General features: G+C 66.1%; 16 protein-coding genes. 15 read left to right on the top strand and 1 reads right to left on the bottom strand.

From position 1 onward, the window contains the following. The first annotated feature begins 47 nt into the window (after window positions 1-47). The 10 genes from OXM57_00080 to ruvB all read left to right on the top strand — a co-directional run bounded on the left by OXM57_00080 (window position 48) and on the right by ruvB (window position 8,066). Window positions 48-767 (top strand): RcpC/CpaB family pilus assembly protein, encoded by a 720-nt coding sequence (locus tag OXM57_00080; GenBank protein ID MDE0351079.1) that lies wholly within the window; start codon window positions 48-50, stop codon window positions 765-767. After that, a complete protein-coding gene (locus OXM57_00075) occupies window positions 764-1,927 on the top strand; it encodes a hypothetical protein (protein MDE0351078.1) in 1,164 nt (387 codons plus the stop codon). Before OXM57_00080 ends, OXM57_00075 begins: the two co-directional genes overlap by 4 nt. Continuing rightward, window positions 1,924-3,210 (top strand): ATPase, T2SS/T4P/T4SS family, encoded by a 1,287-nt coding sequence (locus tag OXM57_00070; GenBank protein MDE0351077.1) that lies wholly within the window; start codon window positions 1,924-1,926, stop codon window positions 3,208-3,210. The genes OXM57_00075 and OXM57_00070 overlap by 4 nt, the downstream gene beginning before the upstream one ends. Continuing rightward, window positions 3,207-4,103 (top strand): type II secretion system F family protein, encoded by an 897-nt coding sequence (locus OXM57_00065; protein ID MDE0351076.1) that lies wholly within the window; start codon window positions 3,207-3,209, stop codon window positions 4,101-4,103. Before OXM57_00070 ends, OXM57_00065 begins: the two co-directional genes overlap by 4 nt. Then, on the top strand, window positions 4,100-5,056 hold the full coding sequence (locus OXM57_00060) for a type II secretion system F family protein (GenBank protein MDE0351075.1): 957 nt from the start codon (window positions 4,100-4,102) through the stop codon (window positions 5,054-5,056). Before OXM57_00065 ends, OXM57_00060 begins: the two co-directional genes overlap by 4 nt. Before the next feature lie 95 nt (window positions 5,057-5,151). Beyond that, the gene (locus OXM57_00055) at window positions 5,152-5,385 is read left to right on the top strand and encodes a hypothetical protein (protein ID MDE0351074.1); all 234 of its coding nucleotides are present in this window, start codon (window positions 5,152-5,154) and stop codon (window positions 5,383-5,385) included. 48 nt (window positions 5,386-5,433) lie between these two features. Further along, window positions 5,434-5,655: a helix-turn-helix domain-containing protein gene (locus OXM57_00050; protein ID MDE0351073.1), complete on the top strand. Its 222-nt coding sequence runs from the start codon at window positions 5,434-5,436 to the stop codon at window positions 5,653-5,655. A gap of 263 nt (window positions 5,656-5,918) precedes the next feature. Beyond that, window positions 5,919-6,434 (top strand): crossover junction endodeoxyribonuclease RuvC, encoded by a 516-nt coding sequence (gene ruvC / locus OXM57_00045; protein ID MDE0351072.1) that lies wholly within the window; start codon window positions 5,919-5,921, stop codon window positions 6,432-6,434. Continuing rightward, complete coding sequence (ruvA, locus tag OXM57_00040) at window positions 6,431-7,018, top strand: Holliday junction branch migration protein RuvA (GenBank protein MDE0351071.1); 588 nt, start codon at window positions 6,431-6,433, stop codon at window positions 7,016-7,018. The genes ruvC and ruvA overlap by 4 nt, the downstream gene beginning before the upstream one ends. Further along, window positions 7,011-8,066, top strand: coding sequence for a Holliday junction branch migration DNA helicase RuvB (ruvB, locus tag OXM57_00035; GenBank protein ID MDE0351070.1), 1,056 nt, complete (start codon window positions 7,011-7,013; stop codon window positions 8,064-8,066). The genes ruvA and ruvB overlap by 8 nt, the downstream gene beginning before the upstream one ends. Window positions 8,067-8,424: 358 nt before the next feature. Here the strand turns inward: ruvB and OXM57_00030 are convergent, their stop codons facing one another. Continuing rightward, window positions 8,425-10,623 carry an arylsulfatase gene (locus OXM57_00030; GenBank protein MDE0351069.1) on the bottom strand — a complete coding sequence of 733 codons (2,199 nt, stop codon included), beginning with the start codon at window positions 10,621-10,623 and terminating at the stop codon, window positions 8,425-8,427. A 467-nt stretch (window positions 10,624-11,090) separates the two neighbouring features. Here OXM57_00030 and OXM57_00025 point away from each other — a divergent pair, with 467 nt between their 5' ends. From OXM57_00025 to OXM57_00005, 5 genes are all read left to right on the top strand, one after another. Then, window positions 11,091-12,470: an ABC transporter substrate-binding protein gene (locus OXM57_00025; protein MDE0351068.1), complete on the top strand. Its 1,380-nt coding sequence runs from the start codon at window positions 11,091-11,093 to the stop codon at window positions 12,468-12,470. A gap of 85 nt (window positions 12,471-12,555) precedes the next feature. Then, window positions 12,556-13,440 (top strand): ABC transporter permease subunit, encoded by an 885-nt coding sequence (locus OXM57_00020; protein MDE0351067.1) that lies wholly within the window; start codon window positions 12,556-12,558, stop codon window positions 13,438-13,440. Between the two features lie 67 nt (window positions 13,441-13,507). Beyond that, window positions 13,508-14,341, top strand: a complete 834-nt coding sequence (locus tag OXM57_00015; GenBank protein MDE0351066.1) for an ABC transporter permease subunit — start codon at window positions 13,508-13,510, stop codon at window positions 14,339-14,341. Then, window positions 14,338-15,402, top strand: a complete 1,065-nt coding sequence (locus tag OXM57_00010; GenBank protein MDE0351065.1) for an ABC transporter ATP-binding protein — start codon at window positions 14,338-14,340, stop codon at window positions 15,400-15,402. The genes OXM57_00015 and OXM57_00010 overlap by 4 nt, the downstream gene beginning before the upstream one ends. 39 nt (window positions 15,403-15,441) lie before the next feature. Then, window positions 15,442-17,700 carry an arylsulfatase gene (locus OXM57_00005; GenBank protein ID MDE0351064.1) on the top strand — a complete coding sequence of 753 codons (2,259 nt, stop codon included), beginning with the start codon at window positions 15,442-15,444 and terminating at the stop codon, window positions 17,698-17,700. Window positions 17,701-17,891: the final 191 nt, after the last annotated feature.

Genomic DNA, 17,891 nt, shown 5'->3' with positions numbered 1-17,891 from the left:
GGATATAGTCATCCCGCCACGGATGGCGGCAGAGGAGAAGCTTGAACATGGTCGAGCCCAGCGCACCAGCTTGGACGGCGGCGACCCCACGGGGTCCGAGGAACCGCAGGCGGAATCCCTTCACCCGCCTCTCCTTCGGCCACGCGGTGATGATCACTGCCGGCCTGCTGGCCTTCCTGCTCAACGTGCTGATCCTCCGGGACGAGGGCGAAGGGGTCGAAGTTCCGGTGGCCGCCCATGCCATACCGGCCGGCAGCCGGTTGGCCACCACTGACGTCTCCTACCGGTATGTGGATGCCGACGGCCCATTCGTGGATCGGGCGCTCTCCCGGGAGTACCTCGCAAACCTCTTCGGGCAGGTGGTGATACGCGATGTCGAAGCGGGCGCCCCCTTGTTGGCGGACGACCTGAGGCCGGTCGCTACTCCGGACGGCCAGCGCGCGATGAGCATTCCGATCTCGCCTGATCGTGCCGTCGGGGCGGCCCTCAATGTCGGTGACCGCATCGATGTGATGCTGGTCCAGGGGGGCAGGAGCCGCTTCGTCGCCTCCGGGATCGAGGTGCTGGCCGTGACAGCGGGCAGTCGGGGCCTGTCCGGGTCCGGCTTCGGCCTGACGGTGTCCGTGAGCCCGGCGCAGGCGCTACTGATCTCCGCGGCCCTCGACTCCGGTTCGATTCACCTGCTCAGGTCGACCGGCCTTCCTGCCTACCGTGGCTATCCGGCTATCCGCGAGACTCGGCTGCCTGCGCTCGGGTCAGCCTCGTGATCGGATTCGAGCCCGTCATCGCCATCGCCGGGTCGCAACGGGGTTGGGCCTCCGAGTTGGTGCGGTTCCTCAGCGACTTCGGAGGTGGCCGCCTCAAGGGAACGGTGCTCACCGCGACGGAGGCGCTGCAGACGGAATACGAGGTTCTCTTGATCGACGACATCACCAGCTTCCTGAGCCCGCGTCTGGTGGATCGGATCCAGAGGGAAGGCCGCAAGGTGGTGGGAATCTTCGATCCCGACTCGGGTGATCTGGGCAGGGAACGCCTCCTGGCGTTGGGTGTGGACGGCCTTGCGCCGGCCGGCGGCGGGCCGGAGACGATCCTGGAGATCGTCGCGACGGTGGCCTTCGACGGCCTGCCTCGATCCCGGGTGGCGGCCGCCACGGTCCGCGAGCGGACTCGGCTGGGCCGCATCACCATGGTGGCCGGAGGTGACGTGGCCGCTGACGTGGCCGTCATGCTTGCCGGCGCCTTCCAAACCCGCCAGCGTGCGGCGATGGTGATCGAGGTAGACACCATCACGCCGATGCTTGCGCAGAGGTTCTCCCTTCCGGTCGTTCCGAATCTGCTGACGGCCCTGGACGCCCATCTGTTGCTTCGTGGTGACGTGAGGGACTCGTTCATGGCCGGGCCGTACGGTGTAACGCTTCTGACCGGCCTACCCGATCCCGCCGACTGGCACACGGTGCAGGCCGAGGAAGTGGTCGACCTGGTCGAGACCATCTCCTCGGTCCAGGACGAGGTGATCCTCAAGGCATCTCCGTATCTCGAGGAACCGGGTCCCGCCAAGGCTCGTGAAGGGCGCTTCGATGTGAGCCGGGCTTTGCTCGGACTGGCGGGAGAGGTGGTTGGCCTGGCCGAGCCCACCCCGGTCGGCCTGTCGAGAGCCCTCGCCTGGTCCGCCAGGGTACGCACCATCACCGCCGCGCCCCTCCACATCGTGTTCGAGTCCCGCACCCTCACCAAGTTCCAGCGGGGCGAACTGAGCGACGAGCTGCTGAGGAACCTCGTCCCCGACTCCATTACCTGGCTGCCGGTCGACGCCGGCCTGGAACGGGCCGTGTGGAACGGAACGCCTACGCCGAAAGGATCCTTCATCAGGACCGTCGAAAAGCTCGGCAGCGCCATGGCGAGCAGTGCCGACCGGGAGGCGCTGTGAGCACCGGTCCGTACGAGACCCTGCGAAGGCGAGCCGCGGAACGCATCGGTGAGCTGGATCTGGATCCCCTCGAGGACGGTGAGACCATCCGGGCCGAGGTCGATCAACTGGTCTCGGCCTACCAGAGGAGAGCCTTCGCCGGACGAGGTGTCCGCCCCTTCCGCGATCCTGCCGAGATAGGCGAGAGGCTGATCGATTCCCTGGTCGGCTACGGACCGCTGACCCCGGTGATCGACCGGAACGACATAGAAGAGGTGTTCATAGAGGGTGAGCGGGTGACGTTCCTCGACTCGTCCGGGCGCCTGCAGGCTCTGGACACCCCTACCTCCGAGGAGGAGAACCGCCAGATCGTCACCCGGATTCTGGCAGGGACAAACCGGCGCCTGGATGTCTCCAACCCGATCGAGCAGGCGCGCGTGCTCGGCGGGCGGGCCCGCCTCACCGCCGTCATCCCACCGGTGGCGGACCGCCTGTCGGTGACCCTCCGGAAGTACACAGTCAAGAACTATGACCTGAGCTTTCTCGTGGAGGGCGGCGTGCTGTCCAGGTCCGCGGCGGCGTTCCTATGGGTGGCGGCGCGAGCCAACACCACCATCCTGTTCAGCGGGCCACCGGGGGCGGGTAAGACCACCCTGCTGAGCGCTTACCTGAGGTCGGTTCCCGCCGATCGGTGTGTCCGGGTATGCGAGGAGGTCAGGGAACTCGACATGCCCTTGCTGCAGGGGAGTTTCTACGAGGCGAGCCCGCCCAACCTTGACGGCAGCCGGCGCTACACGCTGCGGGACCTGGTGAAGGTGGTGCTGGCCCAGCGTCCTGACCTCATCTGTGTCGGCGAGGTGCGGGGATCGGAAGCATTCGAGCTCACCAGGGCGGTAAACGCTGGTTGCGGCTTCGCCTGCACCATTCACGCCGATTCTGCTTCGGCGGCTCTGGTGGCGCTGGTCAATGCGGCTCTCATGGCAGGTGAGAATGTGACCGAAGCCATCCTGACCAGGGTGTTCGGCACGGCGATCGACTTCGTGGTACACCTGCAGCGGGACCAGTTGGCCGGCGACCAGGCGGGCATCCGGCGCCGGGTCATGGAGATGCTGGTGGTTGAATCCCCCCGTCGGAGCGGTGGATTCGAGACCGACACCCTGTTCCGCCGGAACGACGTAGCCGGGACCCTCGAATGGACCGGCGTACTTCCGCCGACCGGGATCCGGCAGCGCCTGGAACGGTCTCTCCCCGAGGGCGCCGGCATCGAAGCCGTCCTCTCGGGGTCCTGGGAGCTCCCGCTATGAGGCTGCTGGCGTCCCTGGCCACGGCGGTCGCCGTCTACATGGCGGCCGGCCTGTTCACCGGCTACACGGCGGCGATGCGCCGCAGGCAGGCCGCCCGGCGCGACCTGTCCCGCTATCACCTCTGGTTGGTACAGGCCGGAAGTGATCTGAGCCCGCTCCAGTTCCTCGCCGGTTCCGGCGTCCTAGGTCTGGCGACGCTGGTCGTCACGACCATCCTCACAGAGGCTTGGTGGTTGGCGATCATGCCGGCCGCCGCATTGGCGCTCTCGCCGTATGCCTTCTACACGCGCCGCCGCCGCGAACGGCTCCGCCGGATCCGTCAGGCCTGGCCGGATGCCCTCCGGGATGCGCTCGCGGCGATCTCGGCCGGGTCCACGTTGACGCTGGCGTTGGGCGACCTGGCCGAACGTGGTCCGGCGCCGCTCCGGCCCGCCTTCGGCCGGTTCCGTCTCATGGCCCGCATGATGGGAGTGGTTCCCGGCTTGGAGCTGATGAAGGAAGAGCTGGGCGATCCCAACTCCGATCGGATCCTGGAGGTGCTGGTGCTGGCGCACGAGCACGGCGGTGGCCTCGTGGCCGAGGTGCTCCGCGATCTGATCGGAGAGATAACGGAGGATCTCCGCTTGGAGGCCGAGATCCGGGCCGACGGCACCGAGCAGCGTATCGAGAGTTGGGTGGTGGTGCTGATTCCGTGGCTCCTGTTGCTGTTCCTGACCCAGACCTCGGACCAGTACCGGGCCTTCTATCGCTCAGGTTCCGGTCTGGTGGTGGTCCTGGCGGCGGTGGTGTGGTCGGTGATCGGGGTGGGGCTCCTGAGGTACATCGGTCGGTCGACCGGCGAGCCACGGGTTCTGGCGGGCGCCGGGGACGTCGGCAAGGGACGGTGGCGATGAACGTCGGCTTGACAGTCCTGGCGGTCGCCTCGTCTGTGGTATTCGCCGTCTCCGGCGTCGCGCTCTGGATAAGGCCGCCTCGCCGGCTGGGGTCGCGGGTGCGACCGTACTCCAACGCCACCAGGCTGGAGTTCCGTCCGAGTCCCGAGGCGGCGGTCCGGATGGACCCGGGACGGACGCTCGGCCAAAACGCCATTCGCCGCTTGCTGGGACCGATGCTGGCCGGGACGGTGTATCCGGTGGCGCGGTTGCTGATGCCGATGGACGATCGGGAGCTGGCGGTCCGGCTGCGCCAGGGAGGTCTGTTCCCGGACCTGGAGGAAGCCGCACGACCGCGGGTCTACCGAATGCGATCCCTCGGCCTGATGGTCCTGTACGCCACCGGTCTGGCAGGAATCGCGTTGGTGAGTGGCGGGTCCGGTATGAGGGTGATCCTGTTCATGACGGCCGGCGCGGCCTTGGGTGGTCTCCAGGTTCGGGCCCGGTTGTCCGAGGCGGTCCGCCGGCGCCGGGAGGCCATCCGTTCGGAGCTCTACACCATCAACCAGCTGGTGGCCATGTATACCCGGGTGGGTGGTGGACCCATCCAGGGTCTTCGGTACGTAGTGAGCCGCGCCCGCGGGATCGCGGTGGACGAGATCGCCGAGGTGCTCCACCTGCACGAGCGGGGTTGGGTCTTCGCCGAGGCCATGGCCCGGGCGGAAAGGCTGACGCCGGAGCCGGAGGCGGCCCGGACCTACCGCGTCATGGCGAGATCCCAGGAGCAGGGATCCGATCTCTCCGATGCGCTGCTCGGGCTGTCGAAGGACCTGAGGGCGATGCGTCGGGATGCGCTTAGGAGGACGGCGGCGCGCCGGCGGATCCTGATGGTCATTCCGGTGGTGGTGGTCCTCGCGCCCATCACGATGCTGTTCATGGCCGCCCCGATCCCGTCGATCGTGTTCGGGGGATAGACCGATGAGGGAGCGCGGGTTCGGCGGGTCAGGCAAGTGGGGTGGTTCGTTGGTCGGGTCGTATCGAGCAACTCCGAGATAGGAAAGGAGCAAAGGTGAAGATCAAGATCGGCGCCAGGACGATGGCGCGGGTTCATGCCCGCACCCTGTGGCTTCGGGACGAAAAGGGAGCAGCCGAGACCTCGACAATCCTCGCCTGGATCGTGGTCGGGGTGCTGGTGGTGTTCGCCCTCCGGGCCGGGCTTACGAACGTAGGAAACGACGTTGTCAACTGGGTGAGGGCCCAGATCATCACGGACGTGAGCGTCACTCCCGTCCCCTCCTCCTGACATGGAACGGTACTTCCTGTTCCCTCCCTACGGCGACGGGGCGACGGCATGATCTACCCATCGGATGCCGGCAGCGATCCCCGGCTCTTCCCCCCGGTCCTCGATGTGCCCGGGGTGGCCGACCTGCTCGGTCTCTCCATCGAGGAGACCCGTCGCCTCATCGGAGAGGGCTGGATCGACTGCGCCAGTGTCAAGGGACGGCTCCTGTTCCATCGTGACCGGGTCATCGAGTGGCTTCGAAACCAGCGCGTGGACCCCGACGATTGGTAGTGGTCTGTCTGTGGAACAGCTAGGCGTGCTCTGGCGGTCATCGGCGCCCCTCGCTGCGTTCCGCTTCCTCACCGTGCCGCTGCGGGCACGCCTTCGTCAGCGGGCCTTGCGAGGAACACCGCTGCCGACGCCATACCACGCCGCCATTCCACAGACAGACCACTGGCAAGACGTTTGGCAGCCCGGAAAGAGCCGGAACTGTGGCCGCGGCGGGCTAGACTAGAACATATGTTCGCACCACAGGTACCGGCCCCGGAACCGCCGTGCTCGTGATCGGTATCGATCCCGGGCTGACGACCACCGGGTTCGGCGTGGTCCGTAGGGGCGTCGGCTCTCCGGACGTCAAGTCCGCGGGCGTGATCAGGACTGAGGCCGGCTTGCCGACAGCCACCCGGTTGGACGTCCTCTACCAGGACATCAGCGAGTTGATCGACGAGGTCCGGCCGGAGGTGATGGCCATCGAGCGGGTCTTCGTCAACCGGAACCGCCTCACCGCCACCCAGGTGGGCCAGGCTTCGGGGGTGATCCTGCTGGCGGCGGCACGGGCAGGGCTCGAGGTCTTCGAGTACTCCCCTTCGGCCGTCAAGGCGGTCGTCACCGGCGACGGCCGGGCTTCTAAGGCGCAGGTCCAGCAGATGGTGGCGCGGCGTCTCGGCCTGCGGGAGGCGCCCCGACCGGCCGACGCCGCCGATGCCCTGGCCATCGCCCTCTGCCACATGCAGAGCACGGGCAACCGGCTGGGCCGCGTCGAGGCGGCGGCTCGGAGGGCTGCCGGATGATCAGCCGGCTCCGGGGCATGCTGGTCGCCAAGGGCGAGTCGGGTGTCGTGATCGAGGTCGGTGGCGTCGGTTACGAGGTGAACGTGACGCCTCGTGATCTGACCTCTCTGCCTGGCCTGGGCGAGGAGGTGGTGCTGCATACCCACCTGGCGGTGCGGGAGGACAATATGTCCCTCTACGGCTTCGACGGCCAGGCCAGCCGTGACATGTTCAGGATCCTCCTGGGCGCCAGCGGCGTGGGACCGGCCCTGGCCATGGCCATACTGGCGACAATGCGCCCGGCCGACCTGCGCCAAGCCGTGGCCACGGATGATGTGGCGGCGCTGGTGGCGGCCCCCGGGATCGGTAAGCGCAAGGCCGAGAAGCTGATCCTCGACCTCCGGCCCAAGCTGGGTTCGATGGTGGTGGGCATGGCATCCACCTCGGAGGTGGCGAGGGTCAGGGAGGCCCTCGAATCCCTGGGCTACCTGCCGGTCGAGGTTCGAGCGGCCCTGGAGGAGATTTCGCTGGACGGGCCGGTCGAGGAGATGGTCAGGAGCGCGCTCAAAGTGATGGGCCGGAACAGGGGCCTCTCCGGTGCGTGAGGACGGCCTGCTGGCCACCCACCCCACCGAGGAGGACCATGCCAGCGAGGTCTTGCTCCGCCCCAGGACGCTGGACGAGTTCGTCGGCCAGCGGAAGATCAAGCAGCGCCTCTCCGTGTCCATGGAGGCCTCGGTCAAGCTGGGTCGTCCGCTCGATCACCTGCTGCTCTCGGGTCCGCCCGGTCTGGGCAAGACCACCCTGGCCCGCATCATCGCGGCCGAGATGGGGGCGCAGCTCCGCTCGACCTCCGGCCCGGCGGTGGAACGCCCCGGGGATCTGGCCGCCATCCTGTCCGGGCTGGAGTACGGGGACGTGCTGTTCATCGACGAGATACACCGCTTGCCGCGGGTGATAGAGGAGGTCTTGTACTCGGCGATGGAGGACTTCGCCCTCGACATCGTGGTCGGCAAGGGCCCGACCGCCCAGTCCCTCCGCCTGAGCCTGCCACGGTTCACCCTGGTGGGGGCCACGACCAGGATCGGCACGGTGACCGCCCCCCTGCGGGACCGTTTCGGCATGGTGGACCGGCTCGACTACTACGAGGACGATGAGTTGAAGCAGATAGTGATGAGGTCGGCGACCATCATCGGCGTTCCGGTGACCGGCCATGCAGCCGGCTACGTGGCGGTCCGGAGCCGGGGAACGCCGCGTATCGCCAACCGCCTGCTGACCAGGATGAGCGAGTACGCGGTGGCGCGGGCGGACGGGCGCATCGACGAGGCTGTCGCCGCGGCCGGTATGGAGCTCTGGGAGGTGGACGATCTGGGTCTGGACAAGGTGGACCGCCTCATCCTCGACGCCATCGTGTCCAAGTTCGGCGGCGGTCCCGTGGGGCTCACCACCCTGGCGATCGCGGTGGGGGAGGAGCCGGAGACCGTGGAGTCGGCCTACGAGCCGTTCCTCGTCCAGCGGGGACTGGTGGCGCGCACCCCGCGCGGGCGGATGGCCACGGCGCTCACCTACCAGCACATGGGCCTTCAGGCGCCCGGATCCGCGCAGTTCTCGCTCCTCGGAACGGAAGCGAACCCCCTGCCCACCGACCGCTGACAGGCGGCCGGTTGAGTCGCGCCGGGGGACCATCAGCTAGCCGGTGGACTCTCTCCCGAAGCTCTGCGACTGTGTCGCTCGCCAACGAACTTCCCCAGCCTCGACCACGCGATTGCCAAGCGCAAGCATTTTGAGCAGGACAATCGTCTCCTGCCCTGTTCGTAGCTGTCGATGTCCTGGTGACCACCTGGGCCCCACCGTTCCGGGTGATGATCAACGGTCCCTGGTCAGCGCGAGTTCGCACGATCTCGGCGTGAGCCTCGAGGTAGCTGATCGGCCTGATCCGGTGGAACAAGCTCAACCTCTCCTGCTCTCAGGACCAATACAAGTCCTGGGACAAGGCTGTGTGCCTCGCCCCTCAGTAGTCGGCGCGGCGGCGGTTGCCCTTGATCTCAGAGCCGAGGTGGAAAGTGACGCGCTGGAGAACCCCCTGGAAGGGGAAGGGTGGGTCGTAGCGGGTGCTGACCGGACCGTAGGCGTCTCGGCCCAGGTCCATCCCGGCGAGGGAGATCCACACGAGCACCTGATCGAAGTCGAACCATTGGCCTTGGTGATGACCGGCGCTGAGGCGACCTCTACCGGCCCGTTCACCGAGTAGGTCGAAGTCGAACCGAACCGTTAGCGGATCGCTGTCCGGCAGGTGGATGCTTTGGGTCATCACGGGTCCGGCCGCGTTGTACTCGTAGTGGAGGCGGCCGTCCTGCATGTAGAGGACGAATCCGGAGGTCGGGTGCCCGTAGGCGACGACCACGCCTTCCATCGGACCGGAGGCGACCGCCTCGATCGTGTAGGAGCAGTACTCGATCGGTGGTGTGGCCTGCCGCTCGATGTGGCTCAGGGGCGGGTAGTAGTCGACTCGGCGCCGGTAGAGGGGCGACCGCTCGTCCATGCCGTACGACCAGAACAGTTCCATGTAGCGGTCGTCAAGCGGTAGGACATCGTTCGCCGCGGCCTCCTGCCAGAACAGGCGGTCGAGTTCGGCCAGCTTCTCCGGCTCTGCAGCGGCCAGGTCCTTCGCTTCGGAGAAGTCCTCGTCCAAGTGGTAGAGCTCCCACTCCTCCGTGACATAGGCGTCGCCGGGCGCGTGGCGGGTCACCGCCTTCCACCCGTCCGCCCAGATGCCCCGGTGACCGGTCATCTCGAAGTACTGGGGTCCTTTCCGGGTTCTTGCCATTGGATCGCCGAACGTGTAGGCCATGCTGCGACCGTGGATCGGCATCTGCGGGCGGCCCTGGTGGACGGCCTTTGGCTTCACGCCGGCCACCTCGTAGATGGTGGGTGCGATGTCGATCATGTGGTGGAACTGGTTCAGCACGGTGCCGGGGGAGGCCATGCGGTCTCCCCACCTGACGATCAGCGGAACCCTGATGCCCCCGCCGTGGGTGTAGCGCTTGTACCACTTGAGGGGGGTGTTCGAAGCCTGCGCCCAGCCACGGGCATACTGGGAGTCGGCGGTGGGCCCTCCGATCTCGTCGATCCGGTCGATGATGTCAGCCGCGCCGGGTTCGATGTCGTTGAAGAAGTGGATCCTCCCGAACGCCCCGATGTCGCGGCCATCCATCGCCGCCCCGTTGTCGGAGCACACGAAGATGATCGTGTTGTCCCAGCGGCCGACCCGTTTCAAGTGGTCGAACAGGCGACCGAGCGCCGCGTCCGTGTGCTCGATGAAAGCGGCGTACGCCTCCTGCAGCCGGGCCGCCACCATACGCTCCTCGGCATTGAGGCTCGCCCACGGTCGCACGTCAGGATTGCCGGGAGGTAGCTCGGTACCCGGCGGGATCACTCCGGTCTCGATCTGGCGCCGGTAGCGGTCCCGGCGGACTTGGTCCCAACCGGCGTCGAAGCGTCCCCTGACCCTCTCCATGAATTCGGGCGGGGCGTGATGCGGGGCATGGGCGGCCCCCAGCGGGAGGTACAGGAAGAACGGTTCCCACGGTCGGTGGGCGATGTGGTCGGAAACGAACCGGGAGGAATGGTCGATCAGGTCATCGGTCAGGTGGTACCCGTCCTCCGGTCGGGCCGGCGGCTCGATGTGGTGGTTATCCCGGACCAGTTCCGGGTAGTAATGGTCGGCAGCCCCTCCGAGGAAGCCGTAGAACCGGTTGAAGCCCCGGCGCAGCGGCCAGTCGTCGTACGGCCCGGCCGGTCCCTGGTTGTCTTGCGGGAGCACATGCCACTTGCCCGCCGCGAAGGTGTTCCACCCGGCCTCGAGCAGCACCTCGGAGATGAGAGCAGCCCGCCTCGTGATCCTCTCCCGCCCGCTCGGGTACTCGTGGCGGGTCCCGGTCAGCATCCGCATCCCCACCGCGTGGTGATTGCGGCCGCTCAGGAGGCAGGCCCGCGACGGTGAGCACAGCGTGGTGGCGTGGAAGTTGTTGTAGCGGTGCCCCTCAGCGGCCAACCGGTCCAGATTCGGGGTGTCTATCTCGGATCCGTAGCAGCCCAGGTCGGAGAAACCGATGTCGTCGAACATGACGAGCAGCACATCCGGGCGTCGTGCATCTGGTCCGGACTCCTGGCCCATGTGCCGCTCCGAGCCAACCTCATCCCTCATCATTCCTCGGCGAGCCTACCCCACGCCTGGATGTGACGCGCAGGACCTTGAGAACCCGAGCAGAGCACACATTCTCCTATTCCCAGATGGAGATTCTCTGTCGAGATTCAAGATCCGGCGGTGGCGCGGCCCTTCAACCGTCCGGCAACCTCGGAGGGGTTCGGCGTGATCACCGCGTGTGAGGTATTTACCGCCACCGCCCGACGGGACGTGACGGTGATCCTTTCCGGACCGGAGGCGACCTACGGTCGGCGAGAAGAGAAAGTGGGAGGTGAGCGACCGGTCGCGTCAGCGACCGGAGGGCGCTCGTTGCGGTGAAGGGCTCGATTGACACCCAGGCCTCATGCATTTACGGTGCTCTGCCACGGGCCTCGCGACTGTCTATGTAGTTGTCGGCTTGCAGGAACCCTAAGAACCATCGGAGGAAAATGATGTTCGCTCGACACCGGAAACGATTCTCGATCCTTCTGTTGTTCACGGCCCTAGCGCTGGTGGCGGCAGCTTGCGGCACCGACGACGAAGCCGAACCGGCGGCGGCACCCGAGACCCAGGCGACGACCACCACCGCGGCCATGGTCGAGGAGACACCCACTACCACCGAAGCCATGGAGGAGGAAGCCCCCGCCACGACGGAGGCTATGGCCGAGGAGGCACCGACCACCACCGAGGCCATGGAAGAGATGATGGGAACCATGGTCGACGTTCCCATGTACGACACTTGGGAAGACGTACTCGCTGCTGCCGACGGCACCACGGTCAACTGGCACATGTGGGGCGGCAACGAAAACCTCAACTCCTGGGTCGACACGTATATCGGCGATGTCGTGAAGGAGCGATACAACGTCACGCTCAACCGGGTCCCGCTCGGCGACACCGTCGAAGCCGTCAACCTGGTCCTCAACGAGCACCAGGCCGGGGTGACCGAAGGCGGCAGCGTCGACATGATCTGGATCAACGGTGACAACTTCAAGACCCTGAAGGAAGCCGACCTCCTGTTCGGACCGTGGTCGGAGGGGATCCCCAACGCGGCGCATGTCAACTGGGACGACCCTTCGATCGCCTACGACTTCGGCGTCTCGGTCGACGGCCTCGAATCGCCGTGGGGATCGGCGCAGATGGTCTTCGTGTACAACTCGGCCTACGTGCCGGAACCGCCCAGGACCTTCGAGGCACTCGCGGAATGGGTTCACGCCAACCCGGGCCTGTTCACCTACACGGCCCCGCCGGACTTCCACGGCCTGAGCTTTGTGAAGCACATGTTCTACTGGGCGGCCGACGACTACTCGGTGTTCCAGCAACCCTTCGACCAGGCGGTGTTCGACAGCATCGCGCCGAAGGTGTGGGAGTACCTGAACGACATCGAGCCCGACTTGTGGCGCGGCGGCGACACCTATCCGACCAGTATCGGGGCCCTGCAGGACCTGCTGGCCAACAGCGAGGTCTACTTCGGCATGTCGCTAAACCCGCGGCGGCCGTCAACCCTGATCAACAACGGCACGTATCCGGACACCATCCGCACCTGGGTGATGGACACGGGGACGCTCACCAACAAGAACTACGTGACGATCCCGAAGAACGCCTCCAACCCGGCGGGCGCGATGATCGTCGCCAACCACATCCTCAGCACCGAGAACCAGCTGATCCAGGCCAACCCGGAGCAGTGGGGATGGGGGCTCCCGACAGACACCACGACCTGGACCCAGGAAGAGCGTGACATCCTCAACTCGTACGACCGGGGAGTGGCAACCCTTCCCTTCGACGTCCTAGCCGCGGCCGGATTGCCCGAGCCGCACGCCTCCTGGCCAACGCAGATGGAGGCGGGCTGGATCGAGAACGTCCTCGAGGCCTAGTCAAGAGGTGAGCAGCACGGTGGGGCCGGCGCCCGCTCAGGCAACCGGCCCCACGCCACCTCCGTCGGGGACCGAGCTCGGTCCCATGACGCTTGAACGACGCCAGACGCCCCTGAGGGAGCGGCTGAAGATCCCGCTGATGCTGACGCCGGCGCTGGCGGTGATCCTCCTGCTGTTCCTCGGGGGGCTGGTCGCGGGTCTCATGCAGAGCCTCGGCTACTTCCCGGCCGCCGGCCTCACCGAGTTCACCTTCCGCCACTACGTGGACGCGGTCACCGACCGGAACTTCCTCGTCTCGCTGTGGACCACGTTCCGCATCGCCTTCTCGGTCACGCTGCTGTCGACCGTCTTCGCCGTCGGCGCGGCTCTCGTCCTGAGGCAGCGCTTCCCGGGTAGCCGTCTGGCGACGTTCCTATTCCAGATTCCTCTCCCCGTACCCCATCTGGTGGCCGCCAGCGCAGTCATCCTGCTGTTCGCCCAGAGCGGTCTCCTGTCTCGCATAGGAGCTGCACTCGGACTGATCAACGCTCCGGGCGACTTCCCGGCGATCCTGTACGACAACGCCAGCATCGGAGTGATGCTGTCGTTCATGTGGAAGGAGATACCGTTCGTAGGCCTGGTGGTGCTCGCCATCCTCCAGAGCGTCGGTCCCCAGTACGAGGAGCTGGCCCAGACCCTGGGAGCTACCAAGCGGCAGCGGCTCGTACACGTCTTGCTGCCTCTCATCATGCCCGGGGTGGTCTCCACGTGGATCATCGTGTTCGCCTTCACGTTCGCGAACTTCGAGATCCCGCTCCTGCTCGGACAGAGTTTCCCGACCACCCTTCCGGTTCAAGCCTTCCGAGAGTTTCAGCGTCCCGAACTGACATCGCGGCCCAAGGGGATGGCCATTGCCATCGTGTTGGCCGTCATCACGGTCCTCCTGCTGATCGCATACAGGCGGCTGGCCCGCTACTCGAGGTCGACGTGAAACGGGCGGTGGGGATCCGATGACCTCGCCAGATGCTCCCGGGCCTGCCCCGGGTCCGGACCAGGCAGTGAGCGAACGACGGAAGCCCGGGCGGCGGCAGATCAACTGGTTGCGTTGGGCCACCGTAACCGTCATCGTGGTGTCGGTGGTCCTGCCGGGGGTGTCGCTGCTGCTCAGGTCCTTCGCCTTCCGCTGGCACTATCCCGACGTTGTTCCCGGTGAGTGGGGTTTGGACGCCTGGACCTACACCATCGACGACACGTCACGTGTGTTCGAATCGCTCGGAAACAGCCTACGCATCGCGCTGCTTACCACCACTCTGGCGCTCCTGGTCGGTATGCCCGCAGCCCGAGCCCTGGGCCAGCACCAGTTCCGCGGCAAGCGGGTAGTCGAGTGGATCCTGATGATGCCGATCATCGTGCCTGCGCTGGTAGCCGCCATGGGGATCCACATCGTGTTCATCAGGCTGGGCCTCACCGCGACCGTCCTGGGCGTGTCGCTGGTCCACTTGATACCGGCCACACCGTATTTCGTCCTGGTGATGTCTAGCGTGTTCGCCAACTACAGCCCGGCCCTGGAGGAGACGGCCCGAACCCTCGGCGCCAACAAGATACGGGTGTTCCGGTACGTCACCCTGCCCGCCATCTCGTCGGGACTGCTCGTGGCCTGCCTCTTCACGTTCCTGATCTCGTGGTCGCAGTACGTGACCACGGTTCTGATCGGTAGCGGAATACTGATCACCCTGCCGATGGTGCTCTTCCCGTTCCTCGGGCAGGGCAATGCCGCGGTGGCGGCCTCGATTACATTGATCTTCGTCGCACCCGCGGTCATGGTGTTGATCCTGACCTCTAGGTCGTTGGGGCGCGGCTCGACCGTGATGGGAGGTTTCGGCAAGGTATGACGGATGTGTCTCTCGTCCATCTCGGACGGGCCTTCGGTGACAAATGGGCGGTCAAGGACCTGAACCTGGAAATCGCCTCGGGGGAGATGGTTGCCCTGCTCGGTCCTTCCGGGTGTGGCAAGACCACCACCCTGCGAATGATCACCGGGCTGGCGCGCCCCACCACGGGGGATGTGCTGTTCGACGGGTCATCGGTGGTGGAGGTCCCAACCGAACGGCGAGGTGCGGTGCTCATCTTCCAGCAGCATCTCCTGTTCCCCACCATGACCGTGGCCCAGAACGTCGGCTTCGGCCTCAAGATGGCCGGCATGGGCAAGGACGAGATCAACCGGAGGGTGGAGGAAATGCTGGAACGGGTCGAGTTGTCCGGCTTCGGCACCCGCAAGGCGCACCAACTTTCCGGAGGCCAGCAGCAGCGGGTGGCGCTGGCGAGAGGCCTGGTCACCCATCCCAAGGTCCTGTTGCTCGACGAGCCGCTCGCCAACCTCGACGCGAACCTGCGCATCACCATGCGCCACCTGATCCGCTCGATCCAACGGGATCTCGGGATCACCGCCATCTTCGTTACTCACGACCAGGAGGAGGCGGTCATGCTCGCCGACCGGATCGCGCTGATGTTCGACGGGACCCTGCAGCAGGTCGGCAGGCCGGACGAGTTCTATCGCCATCCCCGCACCGCCGGCATCGCCAGCTTCTTCCGCAGCCAGAACTTCCTGCCTGGGACTCGCCACGGCGACGTGGTCAGCACGGGCGCGGGCGACCTCGCAGTGGGCCACAACGTGGCCGACACCGGCGATGGGCCGGTCGTCGTCACGGCGCGGCCGGAGACCCTGACGCTGTCCAACCGGGCAGGTGGCGAGAACGGCCTCCCGGCGACGGTGACCTCGGCGATCTACATGGGTACCCATACACAGGTCTTCGTGCAGCTGGCGGAGACCACGTGGACGGTCCACGCCCCGCCGTCCGTCACTCTCACCCCGGGCGACCAGGTGTTCGTCGAGTTGCCCAAGGAGCACATCTGGATACTCGAAGATGACTCGGCAGCCCAGGACGGCCGGTAGGAACCCCCCGACCCCGGCGAGGCTTGATTGGAGCAGGTGATGGGCGGTCCTCAGAGAGTCGGAAAGACGAGAGAAGAGTCCGAGGTTCGCTGGCCGCAATCCTCGCCCGTTGCCGACGGCCAGACCAACGTGGTGGTGATCCTCCTGGACGACGTCGGCTTCGGACAGATCGGGTGCTACGGGTCGTCGATCCGCACGCCCAACATTGACGCGCTGGCGGCCGACGGGATCCGCTACTCGGCTTTCCACACCACCGCCTTGTGCTCACCGACGCGGGCGGCGCTGCTGACCGGGCGGAACCATCACAGTTGCGGCATGGCCAGTATCCCGCAGCTGGCGATGGGCTATCCGGGCCACAACGCAGTAATGCCCCCGGAGCACGGCATGCTGTCGGAGGTGTTGCGGGATCGCGGATACAACACTTTCGCGGTGGGCAAGTGGCACTTGACCCCGGACTACGAACAGACCCCGGTGGGACCGTTCGACCGCTGGCCGCTGGGGCGGGGTTTCGAACGGTTCTACGGTTTCCTGATGGGAATGATCGACCACTGGCACCCGGGCGCCCTCGCCCAGGACAACTACTTCGTCGACCGTCCCGGCGGAAATGGCTACCACCTGAGCGTCGACCTGACCGACCGGGCCATCGACTACTTGGCGGGCGCCCATTCGGCTAATCCCGCCAAGCCGTTCTTCCTATACCTAGCCTACGGAGCCGGGCACTCGCCCCACCACGTGCCTCCAGAGTACGCCGACGCCTACCGGGGTACCTTCGACGAGGGCTGGGACGTGGAACGGCAGCGGGTATTGGACCGCCAGAAGGAGCTCGGGCTCATGGCGGAATCGGTGGAACTCCCGGAGCGAAACTGGGGGGTGGCGGCCTGGGACACGCTGTCGGACGACCACAGACGCCTGTACACCCGTATGCAGGAAGTGTACGCCGGCTTCATCACCCACACCGACCAGCAGATCGGGCGAGTGGTGGAGTTCCTACGCGGGATAGGTCGCCTGGACGACACAATGATCGTGTTCCTTTCCGACAACGGCGCCAGCCTGGAAGGCCAGGAGCATGGGATCGTCAACGAGTACGCCATGTACAACGCACTGTTCCCGCAGTTCTCCGAGTTGCTCGAGCACATCGACGGGATAGGCGGACCCGGCTACATGAACCACTATCCACGCGGTTGGTCGATGGCCGGCAACACACCGTTCAGGGAGTGGAAGCGCTCGGTGTGGCAGGGCGGGATCGCTGACCCATTCATCATCCGGTGGCCGAACGGGATCCAGGGCGCCGGTGATATACGGCGCCAGTACCACCATGTGACCGACGTCATGCCCACCATCCTGGAGGCACTGAACATCGACCCTCCCTCAAGTATCGACGGCGTCCGCCAGTCGGAGATCGAAGGGCTGAGTATGTGGTACAGCGTCCTGGAGCCCGAGGCCAAGTCCCGCAAGCTGGTGCAGTACTACGAGATGCTCGGGCATCGCGCCATCTACTACGACGGCTGGAAGGCGGTCGCCGACCATGCTCCCATGAGCAGCCGGGGCAACTTCGACCAGGACCGCTGGTTCCTCTATAACATGGAGGACGACCCCAACGAGACTTCCGACCTGGCCGACAAGTATCCCGAAGTCGTCCAGGACCTTGTCGATCGCTGGTGGGTCGAGGCGGGCCGCTACAACGTCCTCCCCATCGACGACCGTGGCCACGAACGTTGGCCAGACCCCCGTCCCTCCATCGGTCCCGACCGGGATACGTACGAGTACCTGCCCAACTCCCAACCCATCTTCGCCCGGGGAGCGGTCAACACACTGAACCGGGACTTCCGCATCTCCACAAGCATTACGCAGAACCCGTCCGGCGTGACCGAGGGTGTCATCTTCGCCCACGGCAACCGCTTCGGCGGCTACACCCTCTTCGCCAAGAACGGGGAGATCCGGTTCGTCTACAACCTGTGCGGCATCCGGGAGTACCGGGTGACCGCTCCACTACCCGCGGGTGACCGCCGGGTCAGGGTCTCGGTCATCTACACGAGAGAAGCGGACCATCGCGGCGACGTACGGTTGATCGTCGGGGATGCCGAGCCCGTCGAGGGCCGCATCGGCATGACGATTCCCTGGGTCTTCCCGGCCCACGGCAGCTTGAACTGCGGCTTGGACAGAGGGCTGTCCGTCTGCGCGGACTACGAGGCGCCTTTCGCCTTCACCGGCGACATAGACAAGGTCACTGTCACTGTGGGCGAACAAGGCACTCTGGACAAGGCCAAGATCCTCGAAGCAGCTCTCGCCGAGCAGTAATAGGTCACTACTCCGGTACCGCATACGACTCATCTGCTTCTACAAGCTTGCCCACTTCAACTTCAACCACCTACGGCGTCGGATCCACTCCCGACTAGTGGTCTGTCTGCGCAACAGCTTGGCGTGTTCTGGCGGTCATCGGCGTCCCGTCGCTGCGTTCCGCTTCCTCGACGTACCGCTGCGGGTACGCC

This window comes from bacterium (genome assembly GCA_028820935.1).
GTDB lineage: Bacteria > Actinomycetota > Acidimicrobiia > Spongiisociales > Spongiisociaceae > Spongiisocius.
The sequence above is the reverse complement of the archived record's forward strand: the minus strand, read 5'-3'. Positions and strand labels throughout refer to the sequence as shown.

Excerpts from the sequence above, each read along its gene's own strand:
- OXM57_00080 (MDE0351079.1), top strand. The coding sequence starts at position 48 with ATGGTCGAGCCCAGCGCACCAGCTTGGACGGCGGCGACCCCACGGGGT.
- OXM57_00065 (MDE0351076.1), top strand. The coding sequence starts at position 3,207 with ATGAGGCTGCTGGCGTCCCTGGCCACGGCGGTCGCCGTCTACATGGCG.
- OXM57_00060 (MDE0351075.1), top strand. The coding sequence starts at position 4,100 with ATGAACGTCGGCTTGACAGTCCTGGCGGTCGCCTCGTCTGTGGTATTC.
- OXM57_00050 (MDE0351073.1), top strand. The coding sequence starts at position 5,434 with ATGATCTACCCATCGGATGCCGGCAGCGATCCCCGGCTCTTCCCCCCG.
- ruvA (MDE0351071.1), top strand. The coding sequence starts at position 6,431 with ATGATCAGCCGGCTCCGGGGCATGCTGGTCGCCAAGGGCGAGTCGGGT.
- OXM57_00030 (MDE0351069.1), bottom strand. The coding sequence starts at position 10,623 with ATGATGAGGGATGAGGTTGGCTCGGAGCGGCACATGGGCCAGGAGTCC.
- OXM57_00020 (MDE0351067.1), top strand. The coding sequence starts at position 12,556 with ATGACGCTTGAACGACGCCAGACGCCCCTGAGGGAGCGGCTGAAGATC.
- OXM57_00010 (MDE0351065.1), top strand. The coding sequence starts at position 14,338 with ATGACGGATGTGTCTCTCGTCCATCTCGGACGGGCCTTCGGTGACAAA.
- OXM57_00005 (MDE0351064.1), top strand. The coding sequence starts at position 15,442 with ATGGGCGGTCCTCAGAGAGTCGGAAAGACGAGAGAAGAGTCCGAGGTT.